Here is a 25,410-nt window from a genome sequence, read left to right on the forward strand (position 1 = left end):
GACGGCGATATTCGCGCCGTCCGCCTCCTGCCCGTCATGCATTGGGTCAGATCAGACCGTATTGGCGAGCCTTGTTGCGCAGGAAAGGCAAGCCATTGCCCATCACTTCGGCCTCGTCCTTCGCGACCGGCCGCCAGACGGAGAGGCCATAGGAGACTTCCGGCGGCATGTTGATGAAGCTTTCCATGGCAAGTCCGCCCTTGAAGCCGATCGCCGCGAGCGTTGCGTAGATCTCGTCCCAGGGGCAGTTGCCGGTGCCCGGGGTGCCGCGATCGCTCTCTGACAAGTGAATGTATTTCAGGTGCTCACGAGCGGCCAGAATACCATTGGCGGCCCCCTTCTCCTCGATGTTCATGTGATAGGTGTCGAGATGGACAAAGATGTTGTCGGCGCCGACTTTCTCGAGCATCCAGACGGCCTGCGCCCCGGTATTTATCAGGTGGTTCTCGTAGCGGTTCACCGCCTCGATTCCGAGCTCTATGCCGCGCGTCTTGGCGTGCTTGGCGGCGACGGTCAGCACATGCGCGATGTTGTCGTATTCCTTGTCGGTGGGTGGCACGCCGGTGCGTTCACCGATACCACCGAAAATCACACCGGAAAGCGCCAGAGCGCCCATCTCTGCAGTCTTGTCGATGGCCACTTTGAGATGTTCGATGGCGGCATCCGGCCGCACCGAGGCCCAGGCCCGCTCCGGCAAGCCAAGCGAGCAAACAGCTGGAAGATTGTGCTTTTCGAGCAAGGCGCGCGTATGCGCGGCATCGACCGCCGGCGCGTTCAGAAGCGCGATCTCGATAAAGTCCATGCCGTATTTGACGGAAGCGGCGATCGCCTTCTCTGCGCCCGCCCGGTCCCAGTTCATCGTCCACATCGAGGTGTGGACCCCAAAACCATGCATCTAACTCACCCTTTGTTTGTGTTTAGGAACTTTAGGCGCCCAGCAAGCCAGCGCAGGATCATCACGGTGATCATCAAAATGCCCCAGACCGCCGTCGCCAGATGCTGGTTGGCGCCCATCAGATTGAGTCCCGAGGACAGAAGCTGGAGCACCACGAGCGCGACGAAGACAGGGATCACGCGACCGAAGCCGCCGAACGGATTGACCCCGCCAAGAAAGCAGGCAAGCACAGTGATCAGCAGGTAGGACTCGCCGTGGCCGACACGCACCGAATTGAAGCGCGCCAGCATGATGATACCGGCGACCGCGCACATCGCACCGGACAGTGTGTAGACCAGAACCTGCACCTTGCGTGTATTAATGCCGGAGTAGCGCGTGGCCTCGATGTTGGAGCCGATCATATAGGTGTTGAAGCCTAGCTTCATGCGTGTCAGCAGGAGCTGCCAGATCAGCACACAGGTGATGAAAATGAGCAACGGAACCGGGATACCAAGAATCGAACCGTAGCCGATCGGCGCCAGGAAGCTGGGAAAGCCGGACACGTCGCCGCCATGCGTCAGGAACTCACCGAGACCGCGCAGGAAAATCATCATCGACAGCGAGACCAGGATCGGGTGAGCCTTGGTGTTGGCGATGACGAGCCCCATGATCAGTCCACTAAGTGCTCCGACCGCAAGGGCAAGGATCGCGCCAAGGACAAAGGCACCGATGCCCGCGTCGACGCCGCCCTGGCTTTGAAGGATCCAAGCGAGCGTCAGCCCGGCGATGTTGGCGGTGAAGGTGATGGCCAGGTTCAGGCCGCCGGTCAGGATCGGGAGCAGCATGGCGAGTGTGAGCAGGCCGAGCTCCGGCAGCTGGTAGGCGACGGAGCCAAAAGTGGCCCGGGAAAGGAAGTTCGGTGCGGCAATGCCGAACACGATCATGACTACCACGAACGCAGCAAGCGGACCTGCCAGTTCGGGGCCAAGCAAGTTGCGGACGCGTTCAATCACAGCCGTCATGAAGGCACCCGCCGGCTTTTCAGGAACGGCAGCAGGCGTTCGATGCTGGTGTTCGACAGGGTAATGGCGGCTAGGATGATGGTGCCGACGATCATCTTGAACGCGAAAGGCGACACGCCCATCAAATTAAGTCCGTTCTGGGTGATCGAGACCAACAGAACGCCAAGAATGCAGCCGAGCACGCTGCCTTTGCCGCCGCCAAGCCGTGCACCGCCAAGGACCACGGCTGCCAGGACGTCGAGTTCGCGCCCATATAGGGCGTTAGGCACGACTTCCTGCGCGTAATGCGCTTGGACGAGACCGGCGATGCCTGCCATCAGGCCAAGCCAGCCGAAGGCGATAAATTGCATGGCCCCAACATTGATGCCGAAGCGGCGCGCGCCTTCCGGATTGTCGCCAAAAGCGTAGAGTTGGCGACCAGTGGTCGTGCGCGTGATCAGCCCCCAGGTAGCGAATACGCACATGGCCATAATGAGCACGGGTAGGGTGATCTCCGCCCAGGTGCCGTCAGCCATCTCGCGCTCGAACAGCACCACGCGGGTGGTGAGCCAGTCCGGCAGATTGTAGATCGAAACGCCGCCTGTGAAGAACATCAGCAAGCCGAAAAAAATGTTGAAGGTCGAAATCGTGGCGACGATCGAGATGATCCTGAACCTGTGGATCAGGAAAGCATTGATGCAGCCCAACGTGACGCCCAATGCGCCAGCGATGGTGAGGCCGACAATCCAATTCCCGCCGCCGATCCAGCCAAGGACTATTGCCGTCAGATATTGCACCACGGAGGCGGCAACCGCGAAGGAGATGTCAATGCCGCCGGCAATCAGCACGACGAGCAGACCGACGGCGAAGATGATGTTGACCGAACTTGTGTTCAGGAGGTCAAACGCATTGCCGAGGGTGAAGAACCGGTCTGTCGCAAACGACAGAAAGGCGCAGATGACCGCGATCACGGCGAGCAAAGCCAGCTCTGTTGCATGAGAGCGGACAAACCTACGCATAGACCGCCTCTTCGATCGCCTGGAGGGACGTGGCGCCGGGAATATATTCGCTGACAACGCGCCCCTGAGCCATGTGCAGCACACGGTCCGCGTTGAAATAGACTTCCGGTACCTCGTCCGAGATCAGGATAATCGACAGGCCGCTGTCGGCCAGCTTGGAAACGATATTGAATATGCCGGCACGCGCGCCAACATCAACACCGACCGTCGGTCCGTCGAGGATCAGCAGTTTCGGTTGAGTGGCCAGCCATTTTGCAATGGCGACACGTTGCTGATTTCCCCCCGACAGGGTCGAAACCGCGTCTTCCTGCATTCCGATCCTAACGCCGAGATCCCTTATCCAGCTACTGACCAGGGACCTTTTGCGATCGCTCGAAATGAAACCGCCCGAAAGAACCTTGTCCAGCGAGGCAATGACAATGTTGTCGGCAATTGATTGGGGCTGAATGAGGCCGAGCGACAGCCGGTCTTCCGAAAGATAGGCGACGCCGGCGGCGATCGCGTCACGGTTGGAACCGAAGCGAACGGGCCTGCCATCCAGCACAACAGAGCCGGACCTCGGCTTGCGCATGCCGAACAAGGTCAACGCCAGCTCGGTGCGCCCTGCCCCAAGCAGGCCGGTGACGCCGAGCGTCTCGCCGCGCCGGACCGTCAATGACACATCCTCGAATTCACCGGGCCGCGACAGCCCTTTAACCTCAAGCATGACCGGGCTCGTGCTCAAATCGCGATGCAGGACGGAATAGTCGAAGGTCTTACCGGTCATCAGCTCGGTGATGCGCGATTGGGTCAGACCTTTGGTCGGATACACGCCAACCAAGGCGCCGTCGCGCAGCACCGTCACACGGCTGGAGATTTCGAGAACCTCCGCCAGGCGATGACTGACGAACACAACGGCAACGCCCGACGCCGACAGATTGCGCACAATGTCCAGCAGATAGTCGGTTTCAGATTGGGTGAGCGAGGCCGTCGGCTCGTCCATGAAGACAAGCTTCGCTTCGCCGACGAGCGCGCGCGCTATAGCTACGATCTGCCGCTGTGCGATTGGAAAATTGTGGAGTGCGAGATCGACATCGAGGGTAACACCAAGACGTTGCAAGGCGTTGGTCGCGACACGCCGCATTTCGGCATAGTTCACCAGTCGCGGCCAGCGGCCGATGACAGTCTGGAACGCGATGTTCTCGGCGACGGTCATCTCGGGGAACAGGGCGAGGTCCTGCCAGATGACCTGAATTCCGCCGGCCTGCGCCGTCACCGGTGACATATGGGCGTAGCTCTGGCCGTCATAGTCGATCTCGGCGCCGGCCTCGGGCCTGTACACGCCAGTGATGACCTTGATCAGCGTGCTCTTGCCTGAACCGTTCTCGCCGGCGAGGCAATGCACCTCGCCCGGCAGAACCTCGAAGCTGACATTCTTCAGCGCCTTGACGCCGCCAAACGTCATGTTGACATTTCGGAGCGATAGCAGCGGCCGTGACGCGGAGCCATCGGGTGCCTGATCAGCCATCGAGTTGAACCTGGATCTAATCGCGTTGACACATCCTCAGCCGGGCCGGCTCGAGGCCAGCCCGGCTGCCACAGCCTTGCGAGGCTTTACAGGCCCATCGCCGCAAGGCCGTCGACAGTGTCCTTGTTGATCGGGACCAGCTGATCGACGATGATGTTATGGTTTTCGAAGTCGGGCTTGACTGTCCCTAGCCCTTCGATCGTATCGCCATCCTTGACTTCTTTGCCCTTCATGAGCTGGTCGGCCAGCGTGACGAAAACCTCACCCGCCTGCTTCGGATTCCACATGAAGCCGCCGGAGATCGCGTCGCTCTTGATGAGCTTCTGTCCCTGCCCCGGCGAGAATGGGCCGAGCACGAATATCTGGCCCACCTTCCGGCGCTCTTCGATTGCGCGGCCAGCGCCGATCGGGCCTTGGCTGCCGAAGGCAAGGAAGCCTTTCAAGCCGGGATTGGCGGAAATCAGGTCAAGTGCAGTGCTGCGGCTCTTGTCCACATCCTCGGCGACGCCATAACGATCGCCGACAAGCTTCATGTCCGGATGGTTCTTCTTCAGATACGCGATTGCCGCATCGGCCCAGGCATTGTGCAGCGGCACCGTCAGCGAACCAACGAAGACTGCATATTCACCTTTGCCGCCCATCTTGTCCGCCAAGAGCTTGGCATGAGCCTCGCCGAAGCCGGTCGCGGACGCGAGTTCGAAATCCCAGTCGGCGCCCTTCTGGCCGGGCGATTCATGCGTGATCACGATGATGCCGGCGTCCTTCGCCTTCTGCAGGACAGGTTCAAGCACCTTCGCGTCATTCGGCACGACACCTATGACCTTGACGCCCTGTGCGATCAGATCCTCGATGGCGCGAACTTGCAGTGCCGGATCGGCACTAGTCGGGCCAACCATGAATGCGTCGACGCCGAGCTTCTGGCCGCGCTCCTTGATCCCCGCCTCCATTGCGTTGAACCAGGGAATGCCGCCGATCTTGACGACGACGCCGACTTTGCCGGCCTGCTGAGCCATGGCAGCGATTGATCCGCCAACCATAAGGGTCGCGGCGAGCGCCGCGATCATGATTTTTTTCATCTGTACTCCTCCCATAGCGTTCCCAAAGGGAACATACGTCCGCCACCGATTTGTGCTTGCACAATCGATGGTGCAAAAACTATCTTGCATCAAGATGCGCTCGTCAAGGGAGATATTGCTCCAGCGGGATATTGCTCTAAAGAGACCCTCCGGAGGGCCACATGGATCAGCAGGTCAAGAAGAAGGCGACGATCTATGATCTGTCCGTGCTATCGGGCAGTTCGCCGTCGACCGTGAGCGCGGTGCTGAATGGCACTTGGCGCAAGCGCCGCATCAAAGAAAGCACGGCGGAAACAATTCTCAGCCTCGCCGAACGCCACCAGTACACCACCAATCTGCAGGCGCGAGGCTTGCGACGGTCGCGATCGGGCCTGGTCGGCCTGATGCTGCCCATCCACGACAATCGCTACTTCTCCTCCATGGCGCAGACATTTGAGGGACATGTGCGCAGCCGCGGTCAATGCCCGGTCGTGGTCAGTGCCAGCCGCGACCCGGAAGAGGAACGGCGGACCGCGGAGACGCTGATTTCCTACTCAATCGACCAGCTCTTCATCGTCGGCGCCACCGATCCGGACGGCGTGCACGAGGTCTGCGAGGCGGCGGGACTGAGGCATGTCAACATCGACCTACCGGGAGCAAAGGCGCATTCGGTGATCAGCGACAACTATGAGGGCGCGCGGATGCTGACGGAGGCAATCATCCGCCAATTCGGCAATGATGACCCCCTGCGGCCGGACGAGCTGTTTCTGTTTGGCGGCCGCAACGACCACGCAAGCCGCGAACGCATCGCCGCTTTCCATGCGACCAAAAAGGCACTGTTGGGCGCCGACCCTGATGACGGAGTACAGTCCTCCGGCTATTCGCCCGACATAACGTTGCGTGCCTTCGAGGCATTTTGCCAACGCCGTGGCAAGCTGCCGCGCGCATTGTTCATCAATTCGTCGATCAATATGGAGGGTCTGCTGCGTTTCATGGCGGGCCGGCCGGCGGAGATGTTTAGCGAGCTTGTCGTCGGTTGCTACGACTATGACCCATTCGCCTCTTTCCTGCCCTTCCCCGTAATCATGGTGCGGCAGAATTTTGAGGCGATGATTGCGAAAGCGTTCGAACTGATCAATGAACCGCCGACGGCCCCGCAGATTTTCCTGATTGCGCCGGAGTTGATCCAACCGAGGTCCGCTTTGAAAGGGCCGCTCGACACGCTGAAGGATATAGCGTGAGCGCCCCGAGAACGGGTCTTTGCACAGCTCCCCGCACGCAGGTATCAAGACCCGAGACGTGTAGCGTCGTTATGGAAACCAGCGGCGGTTCGTACCTCACAGGGGTGCGCGGCTTTGCCTGTTCATGACGTGTGCACGGCTCTGATCTGAACCGGTCGGATGCAGCCGGCGTCGATCCCGTCGGGCAGGGCTCCGGGAACTGTCCTGTCCCTTGACAGTGGAAACCTGATTTCGGGCCAGTCCAACTGGCGGTTACTAGACGTATGGCCAACTCATGCGCCTAAGTTTGTCTACGGCTCGCGCGCACCTGGCAAGCCCGCCCACCCAAGTCCCCGCTTGGTGCAACAGCGCCCGTCCGGCCCCGCCGCACCCAACCGTGCGGCGGGCTTTTTTCCGCGGTGGAACACCGGCGCGCAGGGAAGTTCGGCAAAGGCAGCAAACCCTTCGCCTCACAGTATTGCTGCGGGATCGCTTGTCCTGTCGCCCACGTGTCGATCGACGAGGTCATATCGACCGACAACGCTCGCTAGGGCTTCCCGATGATGGGAGTCATGCTTGGTCCTTTCTCGGCAGAGAGCCGGCCACAAGCCGAAGGCGTTCATAAAGAACAGCCTCGTCGAACTCGCCGTCCGAGAAGAGTGCCATTGCGGTCATGCTCAGGCGCTCCGCTTGCTGGCTACTAACCGAGATACCGGCCTCGGCGCAGACACGATGAAAGACCACTGTTTCAACAAGGCCAAATCGCCAGGATAATATGCCACTCATTGAGACAGGCCCATGGCAGCTGCTTCGACGATCGCCTCGGTTGCTCTTCGTCGGATGCGACCAAACAAGGCGCAGCCTGCCTAATTTGCTTCAGTGCCGTTTTCATCGAAACTGTGTCGCCATACTCGGCCCTATTTAGAAATGCAGCGATGCTCCTAGAACTGGAGTCCCCTTTGCGCATTGCTCATCCAATCCATCCCCAAAGACACGCCCCGTTGGGACTATTCCCGATTGGCTTCAATTGGATGTAACAAACGTACGGTTGCTCCACCGTTGCTTAGCCGCTCAGTCCGGAATATTGGCGAAAATTTATTCGGCCTGCGTCTTAATGCGATGGCTGTATTTGGAGTGCGGGTGCATGCTACGGAGCTCTGGCCTTGGCCGGCTGTCCTTTATCGAATTCCAAATGCCCACATTGGTCGAGAAGCCACCCAGGACCTTGCAGGCCTTCAACCTCCCACACCTACGGCAAGGGTGGTCCTGTTCTAAGCGCTCGTTCGACGAACCTCGGCAGATCATCGTCGGTAGCGGGCCTACCTCTTCCGAGGCGGCGCCACGTCCTCGAGTCCAACATTTGCGAGTAGAGCGTCAGAGCCTCATAGCGAAGCCAGATGCCACGTCCGTCCAGCTCAGCGTCGTGAACAACAATGTCTCGCTATATGGGGACTATGACTTTGACGTCGCTATTGGCCTGGTCGAGACGGACGCGAACGGCGCCATCAGGTATGAAGATGGCGGCAGGCACCGTGCACGAGTTCGCTATACTATCCGGCATATGTGAGCGTAGGTGCGCGAAAATATCCCATGGAGATGCCTCTGCACCGGTCCAGTATGCTGCCGTGGTCTTCGGCGGCCTGATGGCGGGGCTGGCAGCGCGTTTCTTTCTGTCGGCCAAGCGGCGCGTTTCGTGCCGGACATGACCAACCGACGCGGCTGGCTGGCGATCATCATCGTCATCGCCGGCCTGTGGCGGCCCTACCCGATTTTGGTAGCGGCACTAGTGTTTTCCTTCCTCGATGCGCTGCAATTGCAAATCCAAGGCATCGGCATAGCCATTCCCTACCAATCTATGTTGATGATGCCCTATGTTGCGGCGATCATCGCGCTGATGATCCGTCGCTCGCGGGCCAGCGCCCCGGCCATGCTCGCGTGCCGTACGCACGGGAATAGGGCAGCGCTGTCCGAAGTCGCTGCTCGCTTTCAGTATTCCCGACCAGCACGGCTGCCGACATCGAGCGCGTCCAAGCTTGTCTGGAGGCGATGAAAGCGAAGCTTGCCGGCTTGATATTTGCGGGGAATAGGGTTTGTTGCGGAATAATGAATTATTTGCCTGCTTGGCAATAAACAGTTCATCCATTTCAACGTGCGCCATTAGACAAGAGGAAAACTCGATGACCGTTTCTCCAGACCAAAACGACCAGGCTGATCTCGTACGAATTACCGCCGACATCGTTTCCGCCTATGTTTCGAACAATCCTCTGCCGGTCGGCGAGTTGTCGAAGCTGATCGGGGACACCCATGCCGCTTTGCAAGGGGTCGGCAAGCCCGTGGCTCCGGCCGCAGTCAAACTGGAGCCCGCGGTGTCGATTAAGATATCGGTGACACCTGATTTCATCATCTGCCTGGAAGACGGGAAAAAGTTCAAATCTTTGAAGCGGCATATCAGAACGCATTACAATCTGAGCCCTGACCAATACCGTCAGAAATGGAACCTGCCCTCGGATTATCCGATGGTGGCGCCGAACTACGCGGCTACCCGCTCGGCCCTGGCGAAATCGATAGGCCTGGGGCGCAAGGCAGCAGTGCCAGCAATAGCTGCGGCAGAAAAACCAAAACGAGCTGTTCGCACCGCGGCAGCGACAACCGCAATCAAGTCGCCGGTGAGGAAGGCGCGCAAGGCACCCGTTAAAGCTTAGAGTGCTGCACCCGACGTATGTGCTAGTCAGCAGCGGACCTGAACATGGCGAAGCCCCGCCTTTTGCGGCGGTGCTCCGTTTGGGCGGATGACTCTGCGGTGGGGCGGGACCAGATGAGGGAGAACTCGCCCTCGGTCCCGGTTTCGACCAGGCTCGCATAGATCGGAGCGGGGAAGCTCGGATCATCGAGCTTGACCGAGTGATAGTCGCGGCCCGCGCGCGAGGTCTTCTTCCATGCGGCGCCGAACTCGGTAGCGCCGGCGAAGATGCGGAAGCATTTCTCATTCGACTTCGACCGGGGTGAACCTCACCGTCCTTCACGCCGAGGTGGCGGCGATCCGAAGTGACGCTGGCGCCTCGCGCCAGTTGTTGGTGGCGGCTTTGGGGCGCCGGCTGACGCTCATCGCTCCGTGCCGTTGGTGATCGGTACCAAGCGGTCAAGACAAGGCCCGAGCGCCTTGAGGCTCCCAACCTGTCCGCCGAGGATGTGAACGCGTGCTAGATAAGCGCGGGGTTCTGTCGGCAATTTGTCAGTAGGCGCGTAGAAGCCTGCTTCGATCTGGTCACGCGGCGCATCTGCGACCTCCGAAACGAACGACCTGCGGGACGTTCGATGTTCGACCTGCTGCATGGGTCCTCCAACTTTTGCGGGCCATGACGTCGCATACTCCCGGCGCAAGATAAAATCGAAGTCATCATACGAAAATTCAGCTTCCGAGGGCGAGATTGCTAAAGTCATCATGTGCCCTCTGCTATGCACCGCATCTCGCTCGCCGGTCGGCTGCGCGCTTTTCCAGCAGGCAGAACTGCGGGCGATGGCGGCGATGATTGTCCTCGGATAGCGAGCTGAGCGCGTGCAAGCCGCAGGTATCAATTAGCGGACATCAGCTCAATGCAGTAATCGGCCGAAAGGGGCCCGCCATAATTCGCCTGGCCTATTCGAAGGAATAGGTAAACCCTTGGCCTGAGGCGCCAACCGTGACCTTCGTCATCTTTTCGCCCGTGAGCGACCGGTTCAGCACGCCGCGGCTCAGTTCCGGAAGAAGCGTGTTGGTTAGGATGGCGTCAATCATTCTGCCGCCGGATTCGATCTCCGTGCAGCGGGTCTTGACCAGATCCATTACACCGTCGCCGATCACCAATTCCGCATCGTTGGTCGCGCGCAGCCGGCGAGCAATCTTGGCGAACTGATGACGGGTGATCGCTTCGATCATCGAATCCGAAAGCGGAAAGTAGGGGATGGTCACCACCCGGCCGAGAAAGGCCGCAGGGAAGACTTTCAGCAATAAGCTGCGTAATGCGGTGTCCAGTTCGTCGAGCCCTGCCCGGACCGTGCCATTCCTTGTCCGGTCCATAATCACTTCGGAGCCGACATTCGACGTAAGAAGGATCAGCGTGTTCTTGAAATCGATGCGTCTACCTTCACTGTCGTCCATCATCCCTTTGTCAAAGACCTGGAAGAAGATTTCGTGCACGTCTGGATGCGCCTTCTCGACCTCGTCGAGCAGGATCACCGAATAGGGTTTGCGTCGCACCGCCTCGGTGAGAATTCCTCCCTTGCCGTAGCCGACATAGCCGGGCGGCGCGCCCTTCAAGGTAGAGACCGTATGCGCCTCCTGGAATTCAGACATGTTGATCGAGATCAGGTTCTGCTCTCCGCCGTATAGCGTTTCGGCCAGTGCCAAGGCGGTTTCGGTCTTGCCGACGCCCGAGGGGCCGCAAAGCAGGAATACACCCACCGGCTTTTCCGGAGCGCCGAGACCGGCGCGGCTGGTCTGCACGCGCTTGGCGATCATCTCCATGGCGTGATCCTGTCCGACAACGCGCTCGGACAGAGTGGCCGCGAGCCGCAGCGCCTTCTCGGTCTGACTCGACAGCATCCGCCCCGTCGGGATGCCCGTCCAGTCCTGGACCACGGCCGCCACGGCGTTGCGGTCGACCGATGGCAGGATCAGCGGTGTTTCGCCTTGCGCCTCGGCCAGTTCGCTCATCAGTTCGCGCAGCCGAGCGAGATCGGCAGCCGGATCGGGAGGAGAAGTACCGCCTCCCGCCGCAACCTTCGTCCCGGCGTTGGACCGTTCGGTCTCCGGCAGGTCCACGCTCTCTGTCTCAGTGGCGGCCTCCTGCCCTTCCACGGCATCGAGAGGCACGCCGTCACCGCGTAGCCTGGCGCGCAGTTCGAGTATCTCGGCCACCAGCGCCTTTTCGCGCTCCCAGCGCTGTTGCGCGGCTGCTAGCGTGCGTTCGGTCTCAGCAAGCCCAGCCTCGACCCGTGCCTGCCGCTCAGCCACTTCGATGCCGATTGCAGCCTCGCGGCCGATAATGCCGCGCTCGACCTCCAGCGCCTGACGACGGCGCATGATGTCCTCGACCTCGGCCGGCGTGGCGTGCTGCGATACGGCGACACGCGCGCAGGCGGTGTCGAGAAGGCTGACCGCCTTGTCCGGCAACTGCCGCGCCGGGATGTAGCGATGCGACAGGGCGACCGCCGCGTCGATCGCCTCGTCCAATATCTGCACTTCGTGGTGCTGTTCGAGAACGCCGGCTACGCCGCGCAACATGAGGATGGCAACCGATTCCGAAGGCTCGTCGATCTTTATCACCTGGAAGCGGCGGGTCAGTGCCGGGTCTTTCTCGATGTGCTGCTTGTATTCCGACCAGGTCGTTGCCGCTATCGTGCGAAGTTCGCCGCGCGCCAGCGCCGGCTTGAGCAGATTGGCAGCGTCGCCGGTTCCGGCAGCACCACCGGCACCGATCAGGGTATGAGCTTCGTCGATGAAGAGGATGACCGGCGCTTCAGAGGATTGAACTTCGTCGATTACGGCCTTCAGCCGCTTTTCGAATTCACCCTTTACGCTAGCGCCTGCCTGCATCAATCCAACGTCGAGCATGCGCACGCTCACTCCCTGCAGTGGGGGCGGCACATCGCCTTTGGCGATGCGCAGAGCAAAACCCTCCACGACTGCGGTCTTGCCGACACCCGCCTCCCCGGTCAGGATCGGGTTGTTCTGGCGGCGCCGCATCAGTATGTCGACAATCTGCCTGATCTCCGGATCGCGGCCGACGACCGGATCAATCTTTCCGTCGCGGGCGCGCTGAGTCAGGTCGGTGGCATATTTGGCCAGTGCCGAATCCCCGCCCGGAACCCGCCGCGGCGCCTCTGCCGCGGCGACCGTAGGCGAAGCGCCGGCTTCGAGTGAGCCCTCCGTGATATCGGCGAAGCGCGCCACTACGGCGTCGGCGTCAATTTTGTCGAACTCGCCGCTGATCTTCGACAGCAGGCCTTCCAGTACCGGTGTCTTCAGGCAAGCAAGCAGAACATGTGCGCTGCGAACCTCCTCCACGCCGAATTCCAGTGTTGCCAGATTCCATGCCTCCTGGACGGCGTGGAAGATATGGTCCGAAAACTCTTCGATCGAGGTTGCGCCATAAGGCAGTTTGTCCACCGCGCGCGTCATATCGGCCGTAAGTCGGCTCGCATCCAGTCCCGCATCGGCGATCATCATTTGCACATCCGAGCGGTCGGAGAGCACGAGCTGCTCAATGAAGTGGACGAGTTCGACGTAAGGATTGCCGCGCAGCTTGGCGCTGTCGGCCGCTGCCTTGAAGGCGCGCAACCCTAGAGGATTGAGCTTGCCGACCAGTTCCTTGCGCTTGAAACTCTGCGATGACCGGCGCTGTTCCATCGAACGTGCTCCTGCACTCTGCAAGTGGATAACCTGCCACATAAGCAGCCGCTTGACAAAGTGCGGGATGAACAAAGGTTTCGATCCCCGATTATGCGGGCTCCCATCATTGGTGGAAGATCCTGCATCGCCGGCTGCAAACAACCACGAGCCTGAGATCCCAGGCACGACATTTCCGGTCCAGGGCTCGGCAATCACGCCTTTCGGATTCCACAATCAAGACAAGGCTGCATTAGCTTTTGTTAATTTTTCCGCACTCGCTGAATTGTGGAAAAGCGCAACCGTGTGATAACGTAGGGGCAGGTCGGCCTCAGGGCCGGCGACTGGGGGATCGGTGTGATCGACGTCGCACTCTGGCTTGCTCCGCTCGACGGTGAAAATCCGTCGGGAGAGGATTTGCGTAACGATCCGGCGTTTCACGAACTGGAGCGCCTGACGGAGCCCCAGGTCAAGGTTGTCCATGACGGCAACAACAGGCCGGTCTCGCAAAGCACCATTCCCGTTGACTGGCCAGCAGTGCTCACCAAGGCTGAGGAATTGCGCGCGCGTGGCCGCGACTTGCGCCTGATTGTAATTGTCACACGCGCACTGGCCAACGAGCAGGGACTGGCCGGGTTGGCGCAGGGTCTGACGCTTATTGGGCGGACGTTCGACCTGCATTGGGAAACCATGCACCCGGCGCTGCGCCCCAACACGTCGCCTCGCGAGGCCGCCTTGCGCCGCATCAACGCGCTGCTCGACCTTCAAAATGGTCAGGACGGGCTGCTGGCCAACCTGCGGCAAATGACTTTCTTTGCGCCACGCTCGATCGGGCCGATCAGCGGACGCGACCTGGAACACGCTGCGCTCGACGACCGCGTCATGCTGCAAGAAGCAGCGTCAGGATTGAATGCGGCCGAAAAGGCAGCGCTTGTCAGTGCGCACGGACAACTGTTGAATCGGGTCCGTGCCGGGTGCGCGGCACAGGCGGATCAAGCCAATGAGGAAATGCAGTCGCTCATCGCCAATGCGCGCGCGGCGGTCGCGGCACTGGAAGCCATCGAGACAGCCCTCAACGCTCGCCTTGAAGGCAGCGGCGGGACCACCGTTCCGGAATTAAAACGGTTCCTGCAGCGTTTGTTGACAACCCTCGAGCGCAACTCGGCTGCCGGCGCGATGGCGAATGGCTCGGCAAAGCCGTCCCCTTCGCTTGCAGAACCGGTAATGCCTGCCCGAAACGGTCATGGAGCCGATGCAATGGCAAGTGTGGCTGGCTGCGCGGACTCGAGCACCGGACTCCCTGACAGGATTTCATCGCGCGACGACGTGGTGAAATGCCTGGACCTCGTAGTCGCCTTTTATGACCGCACCGAACCGTCGAGCCCGATTCCCCACCTCGCCCGCCGTGTGCGCCGGATGGTGCATATGGATTTTGTAGAACTGATGGAAGATCTCGCCCCGTCGGGATTGAAGGAGTTCCGGCTTCTTGCCGGCGTTCCCGATGCCAAGAAGACGGCTCAGAAGGATGAAAGGTAGCAAGCAATGCCAGCCGAAAGCAAAGCCAAGGTCATCGAACGAAATCGCGCGCCGCGGGTGCAGATCGCCTATGACGTGGAAACCTATGGCAGTCCAACGACAATCGAGCTGCCGTTCGTCATGGCCGTCATGGCGGACCTTTCAGGCGCTTCGCAGACCAAGGAAGCGTCGAAGTCGATACTGGACCGCTCCCTTGTCGAGACCGATGCGAACCGTTTCCCGCGTTTCATGGAGGCACTTGGACCACGCGTGAAAGCCCGCGTGAAGAATACGCTGCCCCAGGCCGAAGGCGCCGAGCGGGACGAGGAGCTGGCGCTCGACCTCACCTTCACCAAGATGGGCGATTTTGCGCCGGACAAGATTGCCGAGCAGGTGCCCCAATTGGCCGAAATCCTCAAGATGCGCCGCCAACTCGAGGAACTTCTCGGCTTCATGGACGGGCGCGTCGACGCCGAAAAGCGTATTGCGCAACTGCTGAACAATGAACCGCTTCTTGGCCAGATCGCCAGCCAGGCACTGGCGGACGACAAGGCAGGGGAATGACCATGGCCGAACAGCAAAAAACCGCCGCCGTCGCCGAGGCGGAAACCATTGATCTTGGAGAATTCAGCGGACTCCTCGAGAAGGATTTCAAGGTCAAGAAGGACGACAGCGAAAAGCTGCAGCAATTGGTGCGCAATCTCGCACTTGCAGCGCAGACACGTTCCGATACCACGACCATCTCGTCGAATGCGATCAAGTCGATCAAGTCGCTGATTGCCGGAATCGACAAGATGCTTTCCGAACAGGTCAACGAGATCCTGCACGCGCCGGAAGTGCGCGAAATGGAGGGCACATGGCGTGGCCTGTGGTATCTCGTAAACAATACCGAGACGGATCAGAAGCTGAAGATCCGGGTGATGAACATCTCCAAGGAGCAGCTGGCCGACACGCTTGAGGATTATGAGGGCCAGATGTGGGATCAGAGCCCGATCTTCAAGAAAGTCTACACGGACGAGTATTCGATGCTTGGCGGCGAGCCGATCGGCTGTGTGATCGGTGCGTACGAATTCTCCAACCACCCGCGCGACGTCGGTCTGCTGCGCAACATCTCCGGCATCTGCGCCTCAGCGCACACGCCTTTTATCGCAGCTGCCTCGCCTCGCCTGTTCCGCATGGATAGCTGGCAGGAATTGCCGAATCCGCAGGACCTGCAGCAGATCGTCTCCAACCCCGCCTATGCCTCCTGGCAGTCGCTGCGCGAGAGCGAGGATGCACGCTACATCGGCCTGACCATGCCTCGCGTTCTGGCGCGGCTGCCGTATGGCACCGATACCGTTCCGGTGAAGGGCTTCACCTTCGAGGAGGAGGTGCATGGCGACCACAATAAATATGTCTGGATGAACGCTGCCTTCCCGATGGGCGTGAACATAAACCGCAGCCACAAGCTCTATGGCTGGGGTACGCAGATCCGCGGCGTCGAAAATGGCGGCACGGTCCTCAACCTGCCAGTGCACAGCTTCCCGACCGATGATGGCTCGATAGCGATGAAATGTCCGACGGAGGTCGCCATCGACGACCGGCGCGAGGCGGAGCTGGCCAAGCTCGGCCTGATGCCCATCCTGCATCGAAAAAACACCGATCTCGCCGCCTTCATTGGCGCCCATTCGCTGCAGGACGACGAGACAAGGGCGGGACGGCTGGTCGACCCCGATGCGCAGGCCAACGAGCGGCTGAGCGCCAACCTGCCCTACCTTTTCCCGGTCTCGCGCTTTGCCCACTACCTCAAGGCGATCGCGCGCGACAAGGTCGGTTCGTTCAAGGAGCGCTCCGACATGCAGATCTGGCTGACCGAATGGATCAACCGGTATGTGCTGGCCAACCCGGCGTTTGCCGATGACAAGGCGCGCGCCAAGCGCCCGCTCGCCGCCGCCGAGGTTCAGGTGGACAGCGTGGAGGGACGCCCAGGCTACTACAATGCCCGCTTCTATCTGCGCCCGCATTATCAGCTGGAGGGTATCAATGCCTCGCTCCGGCTGGTTTCGGAACTTCCGTCCGTAAAGACTTGATTTGCAGCAACAACATCTTGGTTTTTGAAAGCGGTGGAGAAAGACAATGCCCACAAATACGAAGATTGATGGCTTTCTAAAGGTTCCGGATATCAAAGGTCCAAGCACTCGTGATGGCCATGAGGACGAAATCGAAATCCATGGCGTCGATTACAAGATGATCGCACCCTATGATCCAAACTCGCTCTCGCGCCGCGGTCGTGTATCCTTGGGTATGATCAAGTTCACCAAGCATTATGACAAGTCCTCGCCCTACCTGAAAAAGGCGCTGTTCGAAAACAAGGCCCTGGACGAAGTCGTGTTTTCGGCACGGCGGACCATTGATGGCGAGACCAAGGATTACCTGGTCGTCACACTCACCGACGCCTCGATCATGGAATACGACATGTCGCAGGCCGAGGATGAGGAGGACCTGATCGAGGAAGAGGTCAGCTTTGCCTACAAGAAAATAAAGTTCGTCTACGACGACAACGACGAAATCGAAATGGATGTCTATGTCGGCAAGTGAGGCCCGGCGGCCCGGCGCGGACAAGTCGCTGGGTAGCGGCAGCTCGCGAGCAAAGCGCGAAGCCGTCCAGCCCTCTCTATGGGACCGCCTCGTAAACGATCTGCCGGGTATGACCTCCGAGATAGACGGGCTGCGCCAGGCACTGCAGGACGAGCTTGGCGCGGAGCGGCTGGACAATCTTGTTGCGGCCAGCGCGCGGCTCATCGACGCCGACGCGGAGTTGGCGGCCGACCAGAAGCGGCGTCTGCATCGCCTGGCCTTTCAGAGCCAGCACCGCGCTGAAATCGAAAGCCGCGGCGTGGTGGTGTCGGCGCGTGTGCTCAAGGAAGCCGTGCGGCGCGATGTCGAGGCTTTGTTCAATACCGAGCGCTTCGAGGCCGTTCCGCTGCTTTCCGACCTTGAAAGCGAACAGGCCACGGACAACCCACCGTCGCTCGCCGATTTTCCGGAGGTGCGTCGCAGCGTCGTCAATTACGGAGTGCCTTCCTTCTCGGGCCGTTCTTCCCGCGACTTTGATCGCGAGGCCCTTGCGCGCGAGATCCGCTCGGTGCTTGCCACCTTCGAGCCGCGTCTCAAGGACAGTGCAACAAAGGTTGCCGTAACCCTTGGCGACAAAACCGTGGGCCTGAGGATCGAGATAGATGCGGTGTTGATCATGACGCCCACGCCCGAACGTATGCGCCTGCGCACCACGATCAATCTCGATAACGGCTTGGCTCGGACCGAATTTAGGGAAGCCTGAGATGGACCGGGTCTTCGTAGAATATTACGAGGAGGAACTGACCCATATCCGCGCGCTCGCGGCAGAATTTGCCGACATGCATCCCGCGGTGGCGCGCAACCTTTCACTCGATACGGTCCCCTGTCCGGACCCTTACGTCGAGCGGCTGCTTGACGGCGTTGCTTTTTTGGCCGCGCGGACCCGACTCAAGGTCGATGCGGAACGCTCGCGTTTCTCGCGCGCCGTCCTTGATGTTCTCTATCCCGATCTTGTCACGCCGGCGCCGGCAACGGCCGTGGTGGTGTTCAAACCCGGCCAGCAGGTCCAGACAATGATTGGGGGCCATGTCGTCAAACGCAATACGCGTCTGGTTTCCAGCCTCCAGCCAGGCCTGTCGACGCGTTGCACGTTCACCACCGCCCAGGACATCACGCTGTGGCCGATTGCCATCACCTCGGTCGGCTATTTTCAGGATCGCAGCGCCTTGGCTGCAGCCGGCATCGCGCGGATCGGCGGTGTGGATGGCGAGGCGGCGCTTCGCATCACGCTGGCTCGTACCGGAAAAGGCAAGCTCGACGAACTGTCGCTCGACCGGCTTGATCTCTACTTTTCCGCGCGCACCAAGGCACCACTGCTTTTCGACGCGATTTTCGGCGCCTGCGCGGCCGTTGGTGCACGGCCGGAAGGCAAGGCCAACCCGATATCGCCGTTGCCGGTACCTGAAATGGTCGGCATCAACGATGACGAGGCGCTGATGCCTCGTACACGTCCGACCTTCGAAGGGTACCGTCTTCTGCGCGAATATTTCATGATGCCGGAGCGCTTTCATTATGCTCGGGTTTCGGGATTGCAGCCCATCGTGCGCACATGCACAGCCGAACTCGAGATAATCTTCATCTTCAGGCGTCCGGTGCCTGAAGTTGCCGATGTGACGGCGGCCGATTTTGAACTTTTCGCAACGCCGATCATCAATCTGTTCGAACGTGAGTGCAACGTCGTCGAGCTCGATCCACGCAAGACGCGGCAGGTGCTGCATGCCGACCGCACGCGAGCGCGGGACTTCGAAATCTATCGGGTTATCCGCGTCGAGGACGCCGACAGCGAGGGGAGCGACGCCGCAATCCCGGAGCTCTTCAGCCTGGGACAGAACCGCGGCAGCGGTTGGGTTTATTCCACCGAACGGCGCCCACGCCGCCCGACGGAGGAGGAACGGCGCGACGGCCTCACCCGTACTTCATACACGGGCGACGACGTTTTCCTGGCGATTTCGCGTCCCGCGGAAAGTCCTCCGAACCGGCCGCTGAAGCGCGTCGACGTCGTGGCGCTCTGCACCAACCGCGATCTGCCGATTCTTGACGACAACCCTACCTTGACTCTGGAAGCCGGCGATCCGGTCGAGACGATCCGGCTTCTCGGCGCATTGCGCCCGCCTCGCCCAGCCATCCCCGCAGCGCTGCCGGCGGGCGCGGCGGGTGAATCGCGAGCCGACAATCTCGCCTGGCGGCTTGTAGCGCAGCTCGCGCTCAACTTTCTAAGCCTTGCAAAAGAAGGTCGCGGCGTCGATCCGCTGCATGCGCTGCTTGAGCTTTACGCCGACAGGGGAGACCCGAGCCTCGCCCGCAATGTGCACTCGATCGTGCGCATCGACTCCCGGTCGGTCATCGAACGGCTGCAGATCGATGGGCCGATGTGCTTCGGACGAGGCACGGAGGTGACATTGCATGTCGATCAATCGGTTCTGGCGGGGCAGAGCACCTTGCTGCTTTCGGCCTTGCTGGCACGGCTGTTTGCCCGTCATGCCGGAATAAACGGCTTTGTGCGAACCCGCACATGGCTGCTGCAGAAGCAGGAGGATGTGCCATGGCCCATGACGCCCGGCAATCGCTACCTGATCTAGACAAGCCTGGCCGGTCCGAAGAGCTGTCGGATGCATTCGACTTCTTCGAGTTGTTGCGGCGACTCGAACGAAGAGGCGGGCTGTTCGGCTATTCCGGCCCGCCGGAGCGCGAGCCGTCGCGGCTCGGGCAGCATGTCCGTCTCAGCTTTTTCGCCAAGGACTTGGCAGAATTCCGCGAAGCGACTGACAAAGCGCCCGCTCGGGTCACGGTCGCAAACATTGGTCTGATGGGGCCTGAAGGTCCGATGCCCCTGCATTTGACGCGCTGGGTACTCGATCGCCTGTCGCAACGCTGGTTCACCGGCGCCGATGCGCAGCAGACCAGCGACACGACGTTCATGGACTTCGTCAACATTCTTCAGAACCGCATGATTGCGCTGTATTACAGGGCGTGGGCGGATGCGCATCCGGCGGTTCAGGTCGAGCGCCCGGTAGGTGGGCGCGTTCGCGCCATGCTTGAAGCCATGGCGGGAATAGGGCTTCCCGGCACCTACAACCCCGAACTGGACGCAGTGAAGCTGCGCCAGGCCGCTTCGCTTGCCAATCAGGTCGACGGCCCCGAGCGGCTGACATTGTTCCTGGCTGAGGCGTTCAAGGTGCCGGTCCAGATCAGGGAGTTCATCGCTGCCTGGATGACCATACCAGCCGCGCTCCAGACCCGCGTTGGCAAAGCCTACGCAGGGCTCGGTCGGGAAGCGACGATCGGTCCGCGCGTCTTCAACCGTCAAAGCAGGATCGAGCTCCGCGTCGGCCCGCTGGGCTATGAGGAGTTCAAGGCGTTCCTGCCGGGCGGTCAACGCCTCAAATTGTTCAAGCAAGCCGTTAGGGACATGGTCGGCGCATCGCTCGACGTCGATCTGCGCATCGTGCTGGCGCGCGATGCCGTTCCGCCGCCGCGTATTGGAACCGTGCAACTCGCCCGGACCGCGTGGCTTGCGCGGCCCGCTGAAAGGGGCGATGCTGACGACATGCGGCTGCGGACACTAGTCGGCTGGCGGCAGGAAGGGGCGGAGGTCGCGGCATGAGTCTGCTGCTGACGCTGGAGCAAGGGCCACGCACCCAGGCGGTACGGCAGACCCGGCTTGACGAGGGGGAACTGGTGATCGGCCGCAGCGCGGACGCCGGCTGGCAGATCGACGATCCCGACATGTTCGTTTCGCGCGCCCATTGCAGGATCAGCGGTGGGCGCGACGGATATTTCGTCACCGATACGTCGAGCAGCGGATTGTTCATAGACGACTCCGACAGCCCGCTCGGCGCCGGCAAGTCGACGCGTCTTCGCAATGGCATGCGGCTGAGACTGGGCGATTACATCGTGCATGTCGATCTGCAGACGTCTAGTGCCCAAGCTACAGCAGCAGCCGCAGCGCCGGTTCCGGAGCGCTCACCGCTGGCGTCTCGGGCGCCGGTCAGCATCGGCCGTGACGATTTCTTTTCAGCCGCCGTGGAAGAGGAGCCGCAGCGGCCACGTCCAGCCGAGCTGCCGAACCCGTTCGAGCAGCCGATCCCGGGTGCGTTCGAACGCGCCAATTCCAGACAGCGCAGCTCGCCTGCTTTCGACGACCCGTTCAGCCTCGATCCGATCGCAACACCAGTATCCAAAGGCACCGCAAACTATCCAGAACCAGCCAGCGCACCCAAGCAGACAGACCCATTTGGCCTCGAGTCGGTGTCGTTCCCCAACGGCGCTACGGAGCCTGCGACGGCAAAGCTGCCGGAATTCAGCGACGACTTCGGTTTTGGTCCAGCCACAGCGCCCAACCCGGGAAGCGGCGCCAGCTCAACCGGGCAGCGCGAGGGCGACGCCCAGCCACAGCAAGCGGCCAATCCCTGGGACGTGCCCGTGCGAGGGGCAGATGCCCCTCCCCCAATACGGGCAGGCGCAGCCGCCAGCCCAGCCCGCCAGCCGCCTGCGAGGCAGCACGCCGACATGGCGCTTCGCACCGCATTCCTGCGCGGTATGGGTGTCGCGGAAGCCGATTTTCCCGGGCGCGACGCCGTCGCCGAGATGGAAAAGTTCGGCCGCGAATACCGGCTTATGATGGAAGGATTGATGCAGCTGCTGCGCAAGCGTGCCGAAGAAAAGGGAAATGCCCGCGTTGCCCAGACAATGGTCGGAGCCTCCGAGGTCAATCCACTCAAGTTTCTGCCCACGGTCGACGACTCAATCGTGATGCTTATCGCCGAACGCAGCCCCGGATTTCTCGCCGGCGAAGCGGCTATCGCGGATGCGGTTCGCGATCTGGCACAGCATCACGTGCGCGCCTGGCGCGGCGTGCAGGCTGCCTTGCGGCGGATGGTCGACCGTTTTGAGCCGGCAGCCATCGAAGAAGAGCTGAAATCGAGTTCCGCGATCGGCACGCTGTTGTCGGGCGGGCGCGGCGCCAGGCTGTGGGAGCTCTACCAGAAACGCCATCGTGAAATCGCCGAGAGCGCGGAAAAGAGCTTTCTCGGCGAAATCGGCGCCGATTTTCGGGATGCATATGAGGAGGAGTAAGACATGATCGATCGACGAGAATTTATCGTTGCCTTGGGTGCGACCGGGCTGCTTACGGCCTGTCAAAGCGCCGGGCCGCCAAAACCGTCGGTCATCACGGTCAAGCTGACAGGAGCGGCCGGCATGAACCCTGGACCAGGCGGCGGCGACCGGCCTGTGACGATGCTGGTCATGCGGCTGCGCAGCACCGGTAAGTTCAACTCTGCCGACTACTTTGCCTTGCAGGGGGATGCCGGCTCGGCACTGGCAGGTGATCTCATCGGATCCGACCAGATTGCCGTCGCGCCTGGAAAAACTGCGACCAAGACCATTACGGTCGAACCGGATGCGACGGCCCTGGGCTTCGTTGCACTTATCCGTGAGCCTGGCGGGCGAAACTGGCGGACGACCAAATCGGTTTCGTCCGGATCAAACTTTACGATCAATGTCACACTCGGCAGCGGCGGCATTTCCGCCTGACGGCCAAGGCAAGGGGAGCTCGATGCAGAGAGTAGCCGGATGAGCGATGCAAACAGGGTGCTGTGGTCCGAGGGCCTTTTTCTGCGGACCCAGCATTTCCAGCAGCAGGATCGTTTCTTCGAGGCGACTGTGCGCGGCGCGTTGCAGGCCGGCCAGTTGCATACGTTCGGCTTTCAGCAATTGACCCTGGATAAGGCATTGCTCGATGCCGGCCAGATCTCGATCCTGTCTGCACGAGGCATTTTCCCGGACGGAACCCCCTTCTCCATTCCGGATCTGATGGACGCGCCGCGTCCGCTGCCGGTCACCCCGGATACAGGCGCCGGCCCAGTGCTGGTCGCCCTGCCCCTCGAGCCGGCCGGCGGCGTTGGCTTCGATCCGGCGCATGCGTCACCCAGCGGTGCGCGCTATCATGGACGGATCGTTTCGGTGCGCGATGCCGTCCAGGGCGGTTCAGATCCCGAAGAAATCGAAATCGCCCGACCGCAATCGCTGTTGCTTGCACCCGGCAAATCGGTCGGCGGCTATACCGCCCTGCCGATAGCCGGCATCAAGGGGGTTCGTGCCGATGGCGGCGTTTCGCTAGACGAGACGTTCCTGCCACCGGCCCTGGTTACTGGTGCAGTGGCCTGGTACCGGCAATTGCTTCTGGAAGTCGTCACAGGCCTTGACCAGATCGCCGAGGCGCATGGCAAGATGGTCATGGGCGGGCCAGGGCGCAGCGTCGAAGACCTGTTGATGCTCAACCTCGCCAACGCGGCGCGTCCGCGACTGGCCCATATGCTGGCGCAGGATGTCTTCCATCCGGCCGAACTTTACTTGGAACTGGCCGGGCTTGCCGGCTCGATGGCGACCTACGGCTCGAGCGCGCGGCGACTGGGCGAGCTGCCGGCTTACGATCACATGGCGCCCGGCCCACCGTTTTCGGCGCTGGCGGATGCATTGCGCTCACTGATCCTGAGCCTGCGCTACATCGAGCCGAAATCGCGCGCGCTGCCCGTCATGCGCCATTCGACCAATGTTTGGAAAATCCGCATCGACAATCCGAAGCTGCTGGTGGCCAGCCGGATCGTCATCCGGGTCGGTTCGGAACTGTCGGAGGACGCGCTACGCAAGATATTCGTCAACCAGGCGACCGTGGGCTCGGCGGATGAGTTCGAGGGCCTGTGGAAGTCCCGCCTGCCCGGCATCCCGCTGAAACCGCTTCATTCGCAACCGCGCGAGATTCCTTACGACGGCGATCGGCTGTGCCTTGAGCTCGACCAGAAAAGCGAGCACTGGGCATCGCTGCTCGGTGCCCCAGGCTTCGTCATTGGCGTTTCGGGTGTACTGCCGAGCGAACCGCAGGTGGACTGCTATTCGGTGAACAGGTGAAACCATGAGCCGGGATGATCCTTTCGGACTGTCGGAGGATCGCGAACGCACTCGCATCAGGCTGACCGGCACGCCGATGCCGCGACCGATGGCGGCATCCTTGCCGGGCGGGCCGGTAAAACGCTCGCGCACCCACCCGAACGGCCTTGTCAACGCCTTCGCGCCCCTGCTCGAGTTTGCGCCGGAGCTTGAGAGCGCGCTGCCACCGGAGAATCCGGAAGTGTTACGCACTCGGCTGCTCGAAGAACTGGTTCGGGCACGCGACACGGCAATGGCGGCGGGGTCGTCGATGGAACGGGCCGATCAGGCAGCATGGGTAGTGGCTGCCTTGCTCGACGATCTGGCCCTGAACACGCCCTGGGGCGGGGCCAGCGTATGGCCGCGTCAGCCGCTTGTGGTCATGTTGCGCGGCGACGTCGACGCCGGCACGCAGTTCTTCACACGGCTCGACGAACTGGAACGCCATCCGAACCGCGATCGCGAATTGCTGGAACTTCAATATGACTGCCTGGCACTCGGTTTTCGCGGCAAGTATCGCGTGCCCGGCCGGTCGGGCGATCGCTCGCTCAATGCCGTTCGTGTGGCGGCGGCACGTTTCCTGCGCGATGCCGACGCCGAGAATGCCCCGCTGTCGCCAAACTGGAAAGGCGTCATCACATCCGATGAGCCGCAGCGCTTCATCGTTCCGATCTGGGTGATGGCCCTGGCCGCAGCGGTTATCGCCACCGCGACTTATGTCGGGCTCTCGGTGGGACTAAGCAGCCAGGCGGTTGAGCTTTCAGCGCTGGTCCGCGCCTTGCCGCCGCCGACACGGGGCGACATCAGGCGCGTGTCGCCAACGGTCGATGTCCCGCCGCCGGAGACCGTGGATTTCGCACTGCTGCCCGAATTTGAGGCCGGCGCGCCGGGCAATCTCAGATCGGCTCTGAGCGGCACGGAGAGCGTTTCGCTGGCCAAGCTGGTCATCCAGGCCTCCAATCCCGAACTGTTCCAGTCGTCGCGGCCAACGCTGACGGAAGGATTCGAGCCGCTGATCGGCTCGATCGCCAAGGTGATCCTGGCCAATCAGGACCTGATCGGCAACATCACTGTGCTCGGACATACGGACGGCGTCCCTCTGCAAAGAACCAATCCGCTGTCGACCAACCAGCGACTGTCAGAGGCTCGCGCCCAGACCATTGCCGACATGCTGGTACAAAACGGAGTGCCGCAGGAACGCGTCCATTCCGAGGGCCGGGCAGCCACGGATCCAGTGGCCGACGACGGCACGCGCGACGGCCGGGCCCTGAACCGGCGCGTTGAGGTGCTGGTCGAAAAGAGGCTGTGA

The 25,410-nt window shown here is 61.3% G+C and carries 21 protein-coding genes and 1 pseudogene; 15 read left to right on the forward strand and 7 right to left on the reverse strand.

The annotated features are described in order from the left end of the window. Positions 1-46: 46 nt before the first annotated feature. The 5 genes from NKI17_RS27095 to NKI17_RS27115 all read right to left on the reverse strand — a co-directional run bounded on the left by NKI17_RS27095 (position 47) and on the right by NKI17_RS27115 (position 5,477). On the reverse strand, positions 47-895 hold the full coding sequence (locus NKI17_RS27095; protein ID WP_352453096.1) for a sugar phosphate isomerase/epimerase family protein: 849 nt from the start codon (positions 893-895) through the stop codon (positions 47-49). 5 nt (positions 896-900) lie between these two features. Then, on the reverse strand, positions 901-1,896 hold the full coding sequence (locus NKI17_RS27100) for an ABC transporter permease (protein ID WP_352725095.1): 996 nt from the start codon (positions 1,894-1,896) through the stop codon (positions 901-903). Continuing rightward, positions 1,893-2,894: an ABC transporter permease gene (locus NKI17_RS27105; RefSeq protein ID WP_352692789.1), complete on the reverse strand. Its 1,002-nt coding sequence runs from the start codon at positions 2,892-2,894 to the stop codon at positions 1,893-1,895. The genes NKI17_RS27100 and NKI17_RS27105 overlap by 4 nt, the downstream gene beginning before the upstream one ends. Next, positions 2,887-4,401: a sugar ABC transporter ATP-binding protein gene (locus tag NKI17_RS27110; RefSeq protein ID WP_352692791.1), complete on the reverse strand. Its 1,515-nt coding sequence runs from the start codon at positions 4,399-4,401 to the stop codon at positions 2,887-2,889. The genes NKI17_RS27105 and NKI17_RS27110 overlap by 8 nt, the downstream gene beginning before the upstream one ends. Before the next feature lie 86 nt (positions 4,402-4,487). Beyond that, positions 4,488-5,477 carry an autoinducer 2 ABC transporter substrate-binding protein gene (locus NKI17_RS27115; RefSeq protein ID WP_352692793.1) on the reverse strand — a complete coding sequence of 330 codons (990 nt, stop codon included), beginning with the start codon at positions 5,475-5,477 and terminating at the stop codon, positions 4,488-4,490. A gap of 161 nt (positions 5,478-5,638) precedes the next feature. Here NKI17_RS27115 and NKI17_RS27120 point away from each other — a divergent pair, with 161 nt between their 5' ends. The 3 genes from NKI17_RS27120 (at position 5,639) to NKI17_RS27130 (ending at position 9,378) form a co-directional block, all read left to right on the forward strand. Next, on the forward strand, positions 5,639-6,697 hold the full coding sequence (locus NKI17_RS27120; protein ID WP_352692795.1) for a LacI family DNA-binding transcriptional regulator: 1,059 nt from the start codon (positions 5,639-5,641) through the stop codon (positions 6,695-6,697). Between the two features lie 1,672 nt (positions 6,698-8,369). Beyond that, complete coding sequence (locus NKI17_RS27125; protein WP_352692797.1) at positions 8,370-8,726, forward strand: ABC transporter permease family protein; 357 nt, start codon at positions 8,370-8,372, stop codon at positions 8,724-8,726. A gap of 127 nt (positions 8,727-8,853) precedes the next feature. After that, positions 8,854-9,378 (forward strand): Ros/MucR family transcriptional regulator, encoded by a 525-nt coding sequence (locus NKI17_RS27130; RefSeq protein WP_352692799.1) that lies wholly within the window; start codon positions 8,854-8,856, stop codon positions 9,376-9,378. A gap of 91 nt (positions 9,379-9,469) precedes the next feature. Here the strand turns inward: NKI17_RS27130 and NKI17_RS27135 are convergent. Together NKI17_RS27135 and tssH are read right to left on the reverse strand one after the other, a co-directional pair. Further along, positions 9,470-9,652 (reverse strand): annotated as a pseudogene (locus tag NKI17_RS27135) (DUF736 domain-containing protein); the annotation flags it as partial. A 661-nt stretch (positions 9,653-10,313) separates the two neighbouring features. Beyond that, complete coding sequence (gene tssH, locus NKI17_RS27140; RefSeq protein ID WP_352907031.1) at positions 10,314-13,064, reverse strand: type VI secretion system ATPase TssH; 2,751 nt, start codon at positions 13,062-13,064, stop codon at positions 10,314-10,316. A gap of 67 nt (positions 13,065-13,131) precedes the next feature. On the opposite strand from tssH, the gene NKI17_RS27145 reads away from it, so the two are divergent. Genes NKI17_RS27145 through icmH form a run of 12 tightly spaced genes read left to right on the forward strand, consistent with a single transcriptional unit; the run spans position 13,132 to position 25,410 of the window. Then, a complete protein-coding gene (locus NKI17_RS27145) occupies positions 13,132-13,353 on the forward strand; it encodes a hypothetical protein (protein ID WP_352692803.1) in 222 nt (73 codons plus the stop codon). A gap of 47 nt (positions 13,354-13,400) precedes the next feature. Next, a complete protein-coding gene (gene tssA, locus NKI17_RS27150; protein WP_352692805.1) occupies positions 13,401-14,579 on the forward strand; it encodes a type VI secretion system protein TssA in 1,179 nt (392 codons plus the stop codon). A gap of 6 nt (positions 14,580-14,585) precedes the next feature. Continuing rightward, on the forward strand, positions 14,586-15,122 hold the full coding sequence (gene tssB, locus NKI17_RS27155; protein ID WP_352452817.1) for a type VI secretion system contractile sheath small subunit: 537 nt from the start codon (positions 14,586-14,588) through the stop codon (positions 15,120-15,122). Positions 15,123-15,124: 2 nt separating this feature from the next. Continuing rightward, positions 15,125-16,627, forward strand: coding sequence for a type VI secretion system contractile sheath large subunit (tssC, locus tag NKI17_RS27160; protein ID WP_023720342.1), 1,503 nt, complete (start codon positions 15,125-15,127; stop codon positions 16,625-16,627). Positions 16,628-16,673: 46 nt separating this feature from the next. Next, on the forward strand, positions 16,674-17,135 hold the full coding sequence (locus NKI17_RS27165; protein ID WP_023678576.1) for an Hcp family type VI secretion system effector: 462 nt from the start codon (positions 16,674-16,676) through the stop codon (positions 17,133-17,135). Continuing rightward, entirely contained in the window at positions 17,122-17,877 is a 756-nt protein-coding gene (gene tssE, locus NKI17_RS27170) for a type VI secretion system baseplate subunit TssE (protein ID WP_352692808.1), read from the forward strand. The genes NKI17_RS27165 and tssE overlap by 14 nt, the downstream gene beginning before the upstream one ends. Position 17,878: 1 nt before the next feature. After that, positions 17,879-19,753 (forward strand): type VI secretion system baseplate subunit TssF, encoded by a 1,875-nt coding sequence (gene tssF, locus NKI17_RS27175; RefSeq protein ID WP_352692810.1) that lies wholly within the window; start codon positions 17,879-17,881, stop codon positions 19,751-19,753. Further along, positions 19,717-20,778 (forward strand): type VI secretion system baseplate subunit TssG, encoded by a 1,062-nt coding sequence (gene tssG, locus NKI17_RS27180; protein WP_352692812.1) that lies wholly within the window; start codon positions 19,717-19,719, stop codon positions 20,776-20,778. Before tssF ends, tssG begins: the two co-directional genes overlap by 37 nt. Beyond that, a complete protein-coding gene (tagH, locus tag NKI17_RS27185) occupies positions 20,775-22,250 on the forward strand; it encodes a type VI secretion system-associated FHA domain protein TagH (protein WP_352692814.1) in 1,476 nt (491 codons plus the stop codon). The genes tssG and tagH overlap by 4 nt, the downstream gene beginning before the upstream one ends. 3 nt (positions 22,251-22,253) lie before the next feature. Beyond that, positions 22,254-22,709 (forward strand): type VI secretion system lipoprotein TssJ, encoded by a 456-nt coding sequence (gene tssJ / locus NKI17_RS27190; RefSeq protein ID WP_352692816.1) that lies wholly within the window; start codon positions 22,254-22,256, stop codon positions 22,707-22,709. A gap of 39 nt (positions 22,710-22,748) precedes the next feature. Then, the gene (tssK, locus tag NKI17_RS27195) at positions 22,749-24,083 is read left to right on the forward strand and encodes a type VI secretion system baseplate subunit TssK (RefSeq protein ID WP_352725099.1); all 1,335 of its coding nucleotides are present in this window, start codon (positions 22,749-22,751) and stop codon (positions 24,081-24,083) included. Between the two features lie 4 nt (positions 24,084-24,087). Then, positions 24,088-25,410, forward strand: a complete 1,323-nt coding sequence (icmH, locus tag NKI17_RS27200) for a type IVB secretion system protein IcmH/DotU (RefSeq protein ID WP_352725101.1) — start codon at positions 24,088-24,090, stop codon at positions 25,408-25,410.

Origin of the sequence: Mesorhizobium sp. M0816, from assembly GCF_040320005.1 — a bacterium.
In the GTDB taxonomy this organism is placed as follows: domain Bacteria; phylum Pseudomonadota; class Alphaproteobacteria; order Rhizobiales; family Rhizobiaceae; genus Mesorhizobium.